General features: G+C 60.6%; 12 protein-coding genes. 7 read left to right on the top strand and 5 right to left on the bottom strand.

Going from position 1 to position 12320, the window contains the following annotated elements; genetic code table 11:
• Positions 1–4: 4 nt before the first annotated feature.
• The 5 genes from FB468_RS11130 to rpmH are packed head-to-tail and all read right to left on the bottom strand — an operon-like array spanning position 5 to position 2285.
• Positions 5–502, bottom strand: a complete 498-nt coding sequence (locus FB468_RS11130; RefSeq protein WP_141887403.1) for a Jag family protein — start codon at positions 500–502, stop codon at positions 5–7.
• Between the two features lie 8 nt (positions 503–510).
• Positions 511–1449: a membrane protein insertase YidC gene (yidC, locus tag FB468_RS11135; RefSeq protein WP_141887404.1), complete on the bottom strand. Its 939-nt coding sequence runs from the start codon at positions 1447–1449 to the stop codon at positions 511–513.
• Positions 1450–1453: 4 nt separating this feature from the next.
• A complete protein-coding gene (yidD, locus tag FB468_RS11140; protein WP_141887405.1) occupies positions 1454–1762 on the bottom strand; it encodes a membrane protein insertion efficiency factor YidD in 309 nt (102 codons plus the stop codon).
• On the bottom strand, positions 1762–2127 hold the full coding sequence (gene rnpA / locus FB468_RS11145; protein ID WP_141887406.1) for a ribonuclease P protein component: 366 nt from the start codon (positions 2125–2127) through the stop codon (positions 1762–1764). The genes yidD and rnpA overlap by 1 nt, the downstream gene beginning before the upstream one ends.
• A gap of 20 nt (positions 2128–2147) precedes the next feature.
• Complete coding sequence (gene rpmH, locus FB468_RS11150) at positions 2148–2285, bottom strand: 50S ribosomal protein L34 (RefSeq protein ID WP_119285409.1); 138 nt, start codon at positions 2283–2285, stop codon at positions 2148–2150.
• A 280-nt stretch (positions 2286–2565) separates the two neighbouring features.
• Here rpmH and dnaA point away from each other — a divergent pair, with 280 nt between their 5' ends.
• The 7 genes from dnaA (at position 2566) to FB468_RS11185 (ending at position 12281) form a co-directional block, all read left to right on the top strand.
• Entirely contained in the window at positions 2566–3990 is a 1425-nt protein-coding gene (dnaA, locus tag FB468_RS11155) for a chromosomal replication initiator protein DnaA (RefSeq protein ID WP_141887407.1), read from the top strand.
• A gap of 345 nt (positions 3991–4335) precedes the next feature.
• Positions 4336–5478, top strand: coding sequence for a DNA polymerase III subunit beta (gene dnaN / locus FB468_RS11160; RefSeq protein WP_141887408.1), 1143 nt, complete (start codon positions 4336–4338; stop codon positions 5476–5478).
• Between the two features lie 3 nt (positions 5479–5481).
• Positions 5482–6669, top strand: a complete 1188-nt coding sequence (recF, locus tag FB468_RS11165; protein ID WP_141887409.1) for a DNA replication/repair protein RecF — start codon at positions 5482–5484, stop codon at positions 6667–6669.
• Positions 6593–7147 carry a DciA family protein gene (locus tag FB468_RS17570; protein WP_141887410.1) on the top strand — a complete coding sequence of 185 codons (555 nt, stop codon included), beginning with the start codon at positions 6593–6595 and terminating at the stop codon, positions 7145–7147. Before recF ends, FB468_RS17570 begins: the two co-directional genes overlap by 77 nt.
• 176 nt (positions 7148–7323) lie before the next feature.
• Positions 7324–9315: a DNA topoisomerase (ATP-hydrolyzing) subunit B gene (gene gyrB, locus FB468_RS11175; RefSeq protein ID WP_141887411.1), complete on the top strand. Its 1992-nt coding sequence runs from the start codon at positions 7324–7326 to the stop codon at positions 9313–9315.
• A gap of 19 nt (positions 9316–9334) precedes the next feature.
• The gene (gene gyrA, locus FB468_RS11180; RefSeq protein WP_246055965.1) at positions 9335–11881 is read left to right on the top strand and encodes a DNA gyrase subunit A; all 2547 of its coding nucleotides are present in this window, start codon (positions 9335–9337) and stop codon (positions 11879–11881) included.
• Positions 11874–12281 (top strand): DUF3566 domain-containing protein, encoded by a 408-nt coding sequence (locus tag FB468_RS11185; protein ID WP_141887413.1) that lies wholly within the window; start codon positions 11874–11876, stop codon positions 12279–12281. The genes gyrA and FB468_RS11185 overlap by 8 nt, the downstream gene beginning before the upstream one ends.
• Positions 12282–12320: the final 39 nt, after the last annotated feature.

Raw genomic sequence — 12320 nt, forward strand, 5'->3', positions numbered from 1 at the left:
CTATCTAGGCTGCGCGGATGACGAGGCGACGGCCCTTGCCCTCGCCCTGCGACTCTGAGTGGTACCCGCGCTCAGCAACCTGGTCGTGCACGAGCTTGCGCTCATACGAGGACATGGGCTCGAGACGAACCTCTTCACGACCCGCGGCGATCTGCGCGATCGCAGCGTCGACCATGCCCGTGAGCTGCTCTTCGCGAGCTACGCGGGAGCCGGCGACATCGATGATGAGCCGCGAGAAGCGTCCGGTCTTCGCCTGCACGGCGAGCCTGGTGAGATCCTGCAGCGCCTGCACGGTATCCGGGTTCGCAATCTTGTCGATGCTCACGCCACCGCCCGTGACTGAAACATAGGCGCGGCCGTTCTCAACGGTGATGTCGAGGTCGCCGTCAAGATCGGCAATATCGAGCAGCCCTTCGAGGTAGTCGGCGGCAAGGTCGCCGTCAGCTTCGAGGGTTTCGAGGGTCAGCTCCTCGGACTCTACGACTTCGCGCTCTTCAGTCACGGCCGTCCTCACTTCTTCTTCTTTGCGCGCTTGGCGCTAATGGGCTGCTGGCGCTGGCCCTGCTGTTTCGGTACGTCGTTGCCTGCCTCGGGTGCGTCCTCAGTCAGCTTACCCTTTGCCTTCAAGCGAGCCTGGCGCGCGCGCCACGCCTCAGAGCCCGGGTTCGGCATGGTGTTGATGACGATGCCCTGCTGCGCCATGGTCCAGATGTTCGACGTCATCCAGTAGATGTTGAGCGCGAGCGGGAAGGTGACGCCCGAGAACAGGAAGGCGAACGGGATGATGTAGAGCAAGATCTTCTGCTGGCGGTACATCGGCGAGCTCTTCGTCTCATCCGAAACGTTCTTCGACATGATCTGCAGCTGCGTGAAGAACTGCGAGGCGATCATGAGCACCACGATCGAGCCGAGCAGGCCGACGACGACCCAGTTCTGCGACTCCCAGCCCTGAGTGAAGTTCATCTTCAGGGGAGCGCCGAAGATCTCTGCCTGGTTGAAGCTATCGGTGAGCTCGCGGTTCATGAGGCCGATGCCGACGGTGTTTTCTGACGCCTTACGGAGCACGTAGAAGAGCGAGAAGAAGACGGGCATCTGGATGAGGATCGGCAGGCACGAGGAGAACGGGTTCGTGCCGTGCTTCTTGTAGAGCGCCATGGTCTCGCGGCTCATCGCCTCACGCGAGAACTGGTCGTTCTTCCCCTTGTACTTCGCCTGGATCTTCTTCATCTCAGGCTGAATGTCCATCATGCGACGCTGCGACTTGATCTGACGGACGGTCACCGGAATCAGTGCGGAGCGGACAACGACCACGAGGCCGATAATCGAGAGCACCCACGTCAGGCCGCTCTCAGCACTCATGCCGAAGGTGGTGAAGAGTTGATGCCAGAGCACGAGGACGACCTCAACCAGCCACCTCAGTGGCCAGAGAATTGTCTCAAAGAAGTTCACTGGATCAGGCCTTTCGGATGCGGGGGCGGACGAAGCCGCTGGAATTTATGTCAAAGTACGTGGCTCTGCTCGGCGGTACGTCGTCGATGCCGCCGGCGCTGAACGGATTACAGCGGAGAAGCCGCCAGATCGTGAGGACGAGTCCGACGAGAAATCCGCGCTGCTGATACGCCTCCATAGAGTATCGGGAACACGATGGATAATACCTGCAGACATCGCCATACAGCGGTGAAATCACGCGCCGATAGAGTTTCATGATTGCAACCGCGGCATTCCTTGGCAGCAACCAGATTTCGAGCAGGATCCGGCGCATCAGGCCACGCGGATTTTGCGGACAGCCCGGTGCATTTCGCGCTGGAGCTCATCGAAGGAGGCGGTTGCCGACTGGGGAAGTGCTCGGAACACGAGGTCGACCCCCGAGACTCCCTCCCTGATGAGGTCGTCCGCGACGGTCTTCATGCGCCGGCGGATGAGGTTTCGCGTGACCGCGTTCCCGACCGCCTTCGAGATGATGAACCCGAACCTCGCTGGCTGCTGGGTTTCGCCGTGCTCGGGGGAGTCGCCGACAGAACGAGGAACCGCGTAGGTAATGCACAATGCACCACCTACGCGGTTCCCTGTTCTGACAACTCGGCGATAGTCCTCGCCACGAGTCACCCGATGATGCCTAGCCGGCATGATGACTCGGAGGCCAGAAACTACGCGGAAAGCTTCGCGCGGCCCTTGCCACGGCGCGCGGTGATGATCGCGCGGCCTGCACGGGTGCGCATGCGGGCACGGAAACCGTGCACCTTTGCGCGGCGGCGGTTGTTGGGCTGGAAGGTACGCTTGCTCATAGTTCAGGACTCCGTGACTTTATGGTATGAATCCCCAGGGTTACGACCCAGGGAAAGTCGGCTTTTGGGCAAGCGAGAAACGAGCTGCTGCCCATACAAGGTACTTACTTTACGCCCATATTCGCGGCGCGTCAAAGTCCGGTGTATCGGGAGTTACTTACAGGCACTTCGAAACCTGTGGATAATGTGCGGGTGAGCGCATAGAATCCGCGCCAATGGTTACACTTAGCTGTGGATAACCCCGCCCGATTTGTACCCCTGAAGCACCAAGAAGAAGCAGATGTCTGACGAAGAACTCACCGAACTCTGGGAAGAGATTAAGCGTCATGTCAACGCTGATCTCTCCGTTGGACCCGTTTACGGGGCGCAGCTACTGCTCGCGACTCCCCGTGGGGTTGCGGCGGGCACGCTCTATCTCGCGGTGCAGACCGACTTCACGCTGAAGCTGCTCGATGGCAGGCTGCGCCCGCCGATCATGAGCGCACTCGCCGGGCTTCAAACGGCCGAGAGCATCGACAACTTCGTGGTCATTGTTGATGAGGACGCGGTTCCCGCGCCCGAGCCCGAAGCGATCGAGCGGAACGATTTCCAGGCGCCGACACCGGCTCCGACACGCCCCGAGCGCCCGATTCAGGAGCCGCGCAGTCGCCATGCGGCGGCGGTCCGCTACGAAGATCCGCATCTCAACGAGAAGTATGACTTTGATTCGTTCGTCATCGGTCAGTCGAACCGGTTGGCGCACGCTGCCGCGCTCGCGGTGTCGGAATCACCCGCCCAGTCATACAACCCCCTATTCATCTATGGGGATTCCGGGCTTGGGAAGACTCACCTGCTCCACGCCATCGGCCACTACTCGCGTGAGCTTTTCCCAGAAATTCGCGTCCGATACGTGAGTTCTGAGGACTTCACGAACGACTTCATCAACTCGATCGCGAACAACCAGGGCGCACAGTTCCAAGATCGGTACCGAAACGTCGACGTGCTGCTCGTCGACGACATCCAGTTCCTTGAGGGCAAGGCGGAGACCCAGGAAGCGTTCTTCCACACCTTCAATACCCTGCACAGTCACAACAAGCAGGTGGTCATCACCAGCGATGTGCAGCCGAAGCAACTGCGGGGGTTCGAAGAGCGCATTACCTCGCGCTTCGAGTGGGGCCTGCTCACCGACATTCAGGCGCCCGACCTCGAGACGCGTATCGCGATCCTGCGCAAGAAGGCCCAGCGCGAGCACCTCGACGTCGATGACGCCATTCTCGAGTTCATCGCATCAAAGTTCTCTTCGAACATCCGCGAGCTCGAGGGCACCCTTATTCGCGTCACCGCGTATGCGAACCTGAACCGTCAGCGCATCGACATGCCGCTCGTCAAGACGGTGCTGAAGGACCTCATCTCGATCGACAACGACAATGAGGTTCAGCCGACCGACATCATCAGTCGCACCGCTGAGTACTTCGACCTCGCCGTCGACGACCTATACGGGCCGTCGCGTGCGCAGCAGATCGCCCTCGCGAGACAGATCGCGATGTATCTCTGCCGCGAACTCACACAGCTCTCACTTCCGAAGATTGGTCAACTCTTCGGCGGCCGCGATCACACGACCGTGATGTACGCCCACAAGAAGATTGCTCAGCTCATCACGGAGCGCCGCTCCGTCTACAACCAGGTCTCGGAACTCACCACGAGAGTAAGGCAGCACGGCCGATAATCGTCCACAACCCACAGCTGCCTGTGGATAACTGTGGATAACTTCTTAAAAATGTGGAGGATGGAGGTTCGCCTGTGAATTACAAGATTTTTGTGACTTCGCCGTCATCATGCGGATCTGCCGCTATCCACGGCTTACAAACAAGTCACAACGGTGTAGTTATCAGGCCCCGTATGGGATCCGGCGAGTTATCCACAGTTTCCACAGGACTTATTACTATTACAAGTTTTCAAATTCTTGTAAGCGACTCAATCACGCTCCGCTCCGCGACACCCGGTTTCTCCGAACACCAAGGTGTGCAAAGATTGTGGGGCTGGCGCCCGGTGCGCCTGGAAGGGAAAACAAATGCGATTCACCGTCAACCGAGACGTGTTCAGCGACGCTGTGTCGTTCGCGGTGAAGTTGCTCCCTCAGCGCCCAACGCAACCGCTGCTGAGTGGAGTACTACTTCACGCAGAAGACGCAGAACTGACGATTTCGTCATTTGACTACGAAGTTTCTGCTCGTACAGGCGTTGTCGCGGATGTTGCTGAGGCTGGGCGCGCACTTGTCTCCGGTCGTCTCCTCGGTGAGATCGCTCAGCGCCTTCCTCACGCTGACGTGCAGGTCTCGCTGCTCGAAAGCCGAGTTGAAGTTCGCTGCGGCAGCGCTTCGTTCAGCCTCCCGGCAATGCCCGTAGAGGAATACCCACAGGTTCCTGTTGTTGACACCGTGTCCGGCGCCGTTCCAGCGCAGGACTTCGCAGATGCTGTCGCTCAGGTGTCACTCGCTGCTTCCAAAGACGACGTCACACCTGTGATCACTGGTGTGCAGTTCGAGGTTTCCGAGAATTCGCTGACGCTGACGGCCACCGACCGCTACCGCGTTGCGACGCGTGGGCTTGATTGGGAAGACCGTGGCGCGGGGGAGAGCCTGAGCGCTCTTGTTCCCTCGAAGATCGTCACGGAGGTCGGGAAGACATTCTCGAACGACGGTGAAGTTCGTATCACGATCATTAAGGACGAGGAGCGCGAGCTTATCGCTTTTACTGGCGGTAGCAAGACCGTGACGTCCCTGCTGATCAAGGGCAATTACCCGCCGGTTGGTCGACTCTTCCCGGAAAACGTCGATAACTACGCCGTGGTAAATACCGCAGAGCTCGTAGAGGCCGTCGGTCGTGTTGGGCTGGTGCTTGAGCGTGAGGCCGCACTTCGGTTCTCGTTTGCTGAGGGCGCAGTCATGCTCGAGGCCGCTGGTACCGAGTCGGCCCAGGCCGTCGAGAGCGTTGACGTTCACCTGCAGGGTGACGAGATGATTGTCTCGCTGAAACCCCAGTTCTTGCTCGACGGATTGCGCTCGACTCACTCCGAGTTTGCGAGGATCGCGTTCACTCGCACAGACAATCCAGGCAAGCCTGGGCCGGTTCTGATCACGAGCCAGCGCAGCAAGGATGAGTCCGACGACGCGAGCTTCCGCTACCTGCTACAGCCGAACCTACTCCTCAGGTAGTCCATGCGGGTCGCTCATCTTTCGCTCAGCGACTTTCGCAACTACAGTGCCGCAGAGCTAGAGCTTTACCCAGGCCCCAACTTGATTGTGGGGAAGAATGGCCAAGGGAAGACGAACCTTGCCGAGGCCATTTCCTATTTCGCGACGCTTCGCTCACACAGAGTCTCGTCCGATTCGGCGATGATTCGAGCGGGCCAGACTGCCGCAATTATGCGGATGCGGGTCGCCGCGGGTGAGCGAGACGTTGTGCTCGAGGCCCAGATCAACCGATCGGGCCCCAATAGGGCCCAAGTCAATGGAAACTCCGTCCGTGCCCGTGAGCTCACGCGCTGGTTCACTTCAATCATGTTTGCCCCAGAGGACCTCAGCATTGTTCGTGGTGAGCCGGCTGGGAGGCGACGGTTCATGGACGATGCGCTCATCGCTCGGCTCCCCATTGCGGCGGGAGTACTCGCCGACTACGAACGCGTCGTTCGCCAGCGCACCTCGCTTCTGAAGTCCGCGCGGGGAATGGGGAAGGGGGCAGCGGCGCTCCAGTCCACTCTTGAGATCTGGGACGAGCAACTCATTGAGCACGGGGTGAAGATCATGCTGGCGCGGCGAGAGCTAGTTGAAGACCTTGGCGCTCCACTTCGGCTCGCATACACGGACCTTGTCGACGCCGACCACGCCCCCTCCATTTCCCTCAGTGAGTCCGTCTACGAGGGTACGGGGCGCTCCGACGTTTCACGTGAAACACGCGACTCGAGTGAAGTGGCTTCCGTTGACGTTTCACGTGAAACGCTCGAAGCCGATTTTCGCCGCGCACTTCAGTCGATGCGAGGAAAAGAGCTCGATCGGGGCGTGACCCTCGTTGGGCCGCATCGCGACGACCTTTCCCTTTCACTGAACGACCTTCCCGTGCGGGGCTACGCGAGCCACGGCGAGTCTTGGTCATTCGCCCTTGCGCTCAAGATTGCCTTGGCCTCCGTTATTCGGGATGAGTCACCGGCGGGGGATCCCGTGATTATTCTCGACGACGTCTTCGCTGAGCTTGATCGTGGACGCCGTGAGCGGCTGATGTCAGTCGTGAGCGAGTTTGAGCAGGTGATCGTTACGGCTGCCGTTGAGTCGGATGTTCCTGAAGGCCTGGATTGGCACCGGACCGAGGTTGTCGCGGGGACGCTTCGTGAGCGGGATACCGTTGAGTAGCCCACTGGAGAGCTTCTCAACAGCCGCCTATCTGCGCGCGAAGGGCGTGTGGCGCGGAAAGATTCAGCGCAGAAAGCCGCGTCGCGCGGGTGACGACCCGTTATCCCGCCCGTTCGGGGGAGGGCGAGACCCCAAGGCGCTCGGATCGGTGCTGGAAACTGTCGTCGTTGACATGGGCTGGTCGAGCGAGCTTGAGCAAGCCAGAATTATTGAGGAGTGGCCCACATTTGTGGGCGAAGCCACGGCGGAGCACACAGCTGTCACCGGAATTCGAGATGGCATTCTTGAGATTCAATGCGATTCGACGACCTGGGCAACCGAGCTTCGTCGACTCCGGGCCGAGATGCTTACTCGGCTCCTCAACGAGTACCCGGACTCGGAGATTCGAGATCTCCGATTCAGGGCTCCGGGAGCGCCATCGTGGCGTCACGGACCGCGCGTGGTACCCGGACGTGGCCCTCGAGACACCTACGGATAGCCTTCTCGTCACCATTCGACGAGTTGCGGGCATTTTTCGGGGACGATCCTTCGGAAAAAACGCCTGTGAGCGGCACGGGAAAGCCGTTTTGCGGGCCGATTCTTGATAGACTTGGGATGAAGTGTGCCTCAGGCCAAGAATGGCCCGTGGTTATCCGGGAGAGTGTGCATCAGAATATGACTTTAGAACAAACTGCGGCTGAGGAGTACGGCGCTGGAGAGATCCAGGTCCTCGAGGGACTCGACGCCGTTCGCAAGCGGCCCGGAATGTACATCGGCTCGACCGGGCCCCGTGGTCTCCACCACCTGGTGTATGAGATTGTGGACAACTCCGTCGACGAGGCGCTCGCTGGCTACTGCGACACGATCAATGTCACGATCCTCCCGGATGGGGGAGTGCGGGTCATTGACAATGGTCGCGGTATTCCCGTCGACATGCACCCGACTGAGGGGCGCTCGACGGTTGAGGTCGTGCTCACCGTTCTGCACGCCGGCGGTAAGTTCGGCGGCGGCGGATATGCGGTGTCTGGCGGACTGCACGGTGTCGGCTCCTCTGTCGTGAACGCGCTCTCAACGAAGTTCGCCGTCTCGGTGAAGCGTCAAGGTTTCACGTGGAACATGTCGTTCACAAACTCCGTACCTGACGCGCCTCTCGCCCAGGGCGAGCCAACGGACGACACCGGCACCACCATTACGTTCTGGCCGAGTGCTGACATCTTCGAGACCATCGAGTTCGACTACCAGACGCTGCGCACGCGCTTCCAGCAGATGGCCTTCCTGAACAAGGGGCTAAAGATTACGCTCACCGACGAGCGACCGCAGGAGCCCGTGGAGAACGAGAGCGGTGAGCTCGTGCAGCCGGCCGCTCCTTCTGACGAGTTCATGTACGAGCGCGGTATCGAGGACTACGTTCAGCACCTCAACACCGCAAAGCGTGCTGAGCTCGTGAACGAGGAAATCATCTCCTTCGAGCTCGAAGATACGGAGCGCAAGATCTCGGCCGAGATCGCGATGCAGTGGACAACCTCGTACTCAGAGAGCGTCCACACGTACGCAAACACGATCAACACCCATGAGGGCGGTACGCACGAGGAGGGGTTCCGCGCTGCGCTGACGACGCTCGTGAACCGCTACGCCCGTGAGAAGAATATTCTTCGAGAAAAGGATGACAACCTTTCCGGTGAAGACGTACGCGAGGGGCTTACTGCTGTCGTCTCAGTGAAGCTCGGGGAACCGCAGTTCGAGGGGCAGACGAAGACCAAGCTCGGAAACACCGAGGCAAAGGCATTTGTCCAAAAGGTTGTCGGCGACCAGCTTGGTGACTGGTTTGAGCGTAACCCCGGCCCCGCAAAAGACATCATTCGGAAGTCGATCCAGGCAGCAACCGCCCGCCTCGCCGCGCGCAAAGCGCGCGAGACCGCGCGACGCAAGGGGCTTCTCGAATCCGGCGGAATGCCCGGTAAGCTGTCGGACTGCACGAGCAAGGACCCGACTGTCTCAGAAATCTTCATCGTCGAGGGCGACTCCGCAGGTGGGTCAGCAAAGACCGGCCGCAACCCGGAGACCCAGGCAATTCTCCCGCTCAGGGGCAAGATTCTTAACGTCGAGAAGGCCCGACTCGATCGCGCACTCGGCAACGCGGAGGTCCAGGCGATGATCACCGCGTTCGGCGCGGGCATCGGCGAAGAGTTCGACCCCGAGAAGGTCAGGTACCACAAGATCGTGCTCATGGCCGACGCTGATGTCGACGGCCAGCACATCACGACGCTGTTGCTCACACTGCTCTTCCGCTACATGCGTCCGCTCATCGACCTCGGGTACGTCTACCTCGCGCAGCCTCCGCTGTACCGGATTAAGTGGACGAACGCCGAGCACGAATACGTGTACAGCGATGCCGAGCGTGATGAGCGCCTCGAGGCCGGTGCCGCAGCCGGTCGCCGCCTTCAGAAGGAGAGCGGCGTTCAGCGCTACAAGGGCCTCGGCGAGATGAACCACGAGGAGCTGTGGGACACCACGATGAACCCGGACACCCGCACACTTCTGCAGGTAACCATGGACGATGCGGCGATTGCCGATGAGCTCTTCTCCACGCTGATGGGCGAGGACGTAGAGGCACGCCGCAGCTTTATTCAGCAGAACGCGAAGGACGTGCGCTTCCTTGACATCTGAAAACACCACACCAGAAGACGTGACCGAGGAGACCGAGGGCGGGCCTCAGATCGAGGCCAACCACGGCCGCATCGATCAGGTCGAGCTCAACGTCGAGATGCAGCGCTCGTACCTCGACTACGCGATGAGCGTGATCGTCGGGCGCGCCCTGCCCGACGTGCGTGACGGGCTGAAGCCGGTTCACCGGCGCGTGATCTACACGATGTACGACGGGGGGTACCGCCCTGACAAGGCGTTCTCGAAGTGCACCCGTGTCATCGGCGACGTCATGGGCCAGTTCCACCCGCACGGCGACACGGCCGTCTACGACTCGCTCGTGAGGCTCGTGCAGCCCTGGTCGCTACGCTACCCGCTCGCGCTCGGGCAGGGCAACTTCGGTTCCCCCGGCAACGACGGCGCCGCTGCCCACCGTTACACCGAGACCAAGATGTCCCCGCTCGCCATGGAAATGGTGCGGGATATCGACGAAGACACCGTCGATTTCCAGGACAACTACGACGGTCGTACCCAGGAGCCGACGGTTCTGACCTCGCGGTTCCCGAACCTGCTTGTCAACGGCTCCGTCGGTATCGCCGTCGGTATGGCGACAAACATTCCCCCGCACAACCTTCGTGAGGTTGCCGCGGGGGCAAAGTGGCACCTTGAGAACCCCGACGCGAGTCGTGAGGAGCTCTTTGACGCGCTCATGGAGCGTATCTCGGGCCCCGACTTCCCGACGGGCGCGCAGATTCTCGGAACGAGCGGTATTAAGGACGCGTACCGGACGGGCCGCGGCTCCATCAAGATGCGCGCCATCGTCAACATCGAGGAGATCCAGGGCCGCACCTGCCTCGTTGTGACGGAGCTGCCGTACCAGGTGAACCCCGACAACCTCGCGGTGAAGATCGCCGACCTTGTCAAGGAAGGCAAGATCCAGGGCATCGCCGACATTCGCGACGAGACGAGTGGCCGCACCGGCCAGCGCCTCGTCATCGTGATGAAGCGCGATGCCATCCCCAAGGTCGTGCTGAACAACCTGTACAAGCACACGCAGCTTCAGGAGAACTTCGGCGCGAACATGCTCGCGATCGTCGACGGCGTCCCGCGGACGCTTGCGATCGACGGGTTCATCACCTACTGGGTGAAGCACCAGGTTGAGGTCATCGTCCGCCGCACGCAGTTCAGACTGCAGAAGGCCGAAGCTGAGGCGCACATTCAGCGCGGTTACTTGAAGGCGCTCGATGCCCTCGACGAGGTTATCGCCCTGATCAGGCGTTCTTCGACCGTTGACGACGCTCGCGAGGGCCTCATCACGCTGCTCGACGTCGACCAGATCCAGGCCGATGCGATTCTCGCCATGCAGCTGCGTCGCCTCGCCGCGCTCGAGCGGCAAAAGATCCTCGACCTCGCGGCCAAGCTCGAGGCGCTGATCAAGGAGTACGAGGGCATTCTCGCATCGCCTGAGCAGCAGCGCGGCATCATTGTTGAGGAGCTCGACGAGCTGGTCACCCGCTACGGGGACGACCGTCGCACCACGATCCTGCACGGCTACGATGGCGACATGTCGATGGAAGACCTGATTCCTGAAGAGGAAATGGTCATTACTGTCACCCGCGGCGGCTACGTCAAGCGCACGCGCATCGATAACTACCGCTCGCAGCACCGCGGAGGCAAGGGCGTGCGCGGTGCTCAGCTGCGCGCGGATGACATTGTCGAACACTTCTTTGTCACCACCACGCACCACTGGCTCTTGTTCTTCACCAACACCGGCCGTGTGTACCGTGCGAAGGCATACGAGGTCTCAGAGGGCGGCCGTGACGCCAAGGGACAGCACCTCGCGAACTTGCTCGCGCTCGCTCCCGACGAGCAAGTCACGCAGATCCTCGACCTGCGCCACTACGACGACGCGAGCTACCTGCTGCTCGCGACGCGCGACGGCCTGGTGAAGAAGACCCCGCTCACCGAGTACGACACGAACCGTACAGGCGGCATTATCGCAATCAAGCTGCGTGAGGGCGATGAGCTCGTTCAAGCACTCGTCGCGAGCGCCGAAGACGACATCTTGCTCATCTCACGACAGGGTATGTCCGTTCGGTTTACCGCAACTGATCAGGCACTTCGCCCGATGGGCCGGTCGACCAGCGGCGTCCGAGGCATGAACTTCCGTGACGGTGACGCACTGCTTGCGGCGTCGCGACTCAGCGATGATGAGGGCTACGTGTTCGTCGTTACTGAGGGCGGTTACGCGAAGCGCACCGCGGTCAGCGAGTACCGCGTGCAGCAGCGCGGCGGCTACGGCATCAAGGTAGCGAAGCTTGATGAGACCCGCGGTGATCTCGCTGGCGGCTTCATCGTGGATGAGGGCGATGAGGTTCTCGTTGTGCTTGCGAGCGGTAAGGTAGTTCGATCCGGCGTCGCTGAGGTGCCGGCGAAGGGACGAAACACCATGGGAGTGGTGTTCGCTCGCTTCCCAGAAGGTGATCGTATTATTGGGATCGCCCGAAACGCCGAGCGCGCCATTGACGAAGGGGACTCGGGGGAGTCCGACGCGGAGAACTCCGTAGACAAGGAAGACGTGAATGAGTAACACAGTCGCAGACCGGCTTGCGAAGAAGACTCGCAAGAAAGCCCCGGCGAAACAGGTACGCCTGAAGCTCGTCTACGTTGACTTCTGGTCGGCCGTGAAGTTCTCCTTCCTCGTGTCGATCTGTCTCGCCATCGTTGGCATCGTGACGGCGATTCTGGTCTACGTTGTGCTGCAGACGACGGGCGTCTTCGGTCGCGTTGACGCGCTCTTCATGGACATTGTGGGTGAAGACAACAGCTTGATGAAGTTCATCGGCTTCCCGCAGGTCGCGTTCTTCTCGGTCGTGGTCGGTGTGCTCAACACCATCGTCGGCACCGCCCTTGGGGCGATCGGTTCGCTCGTGTACAACCTGCTGGTCCGCGTTCTGGGCGGTTTCCAGCTCGGTTTCTCGAGCAATTAGACCAAAAGTGGCAACTCGATTTCGCATTCTTGCTCGGAA

The sequence above is a fragment of the Leucobacter komagatae genome, from assembly GCF_006716085.1.
Classification (GTDB): domain Bacteria; phylum Actinomycetota; class Actinomycetes; order Actinomycetales; family Microbacteriaceae; genus Leucobacter; species Leucobacter komagatae.

Bases quoted from the DNA above. Each gene is read 5' to 3' on its own strand.
- yidD (WP_141887405.1), bottom strand. From the start codon at position 1,762: ATGCGCCGGATCCTGCTCGAAATCTGGTTGCTGCCAAGGAATGCCGCG.
- rnpA (WP_141887406.1), bottom strand. From the start codon at position 2,127: ATGCCGGCTAGGCATCATCGGGTGACTCGTGGCGAGGACTATCGCCGA.
- rpmH (WP_119285409.1), bottom strand. From the start codon at position 2,285: ATGAGCAAGCGTACCTTCCAGCCCAACAACCGCCGCCGCGCAAAGGTG.
- dnaA (WP_141887407.1), top strand. From the start codon at position 2,566: ATGTCTGACGAAGAACTCACCGAACTCTGGGAAGAGATTAAGCGTCAT.
- dnaN (WP_141887408.1), top strand. From the start codon at position 4,336: ATGCGATTCACCGTCAACCGAGACGTGTTCAGCGACGCTGTGTCGTTC.
- recF (WP_141887409.1), top strand. From the start codon at position 5,482: ATGCGGGTCGCTCATCTTTCGCTCAGCGACTTTCGCAACTACAGTGCC.
- FB468_RS17570 (WP_141887410.1), top strand. From the start codon at position 6,593: ATGTTCCTGAAGGCCTGGATTGGCACCGGACCGAGGTTGTCGCGGGGA.
- gyrB (WP_141887411.1), top strand. From the start codon at position 7,324: ATGACTTTAGAACAAACTGCGGCTGAGGAGTACGGCGCTGGAGAGATC.
- FB468_RS11185 (WP_141887413.1), top strand. From the start codon at position 11,874: ATGAGTAACACAGTCGCAGACCGGCTTGCGAAGAAGACTCGCAAGAAA.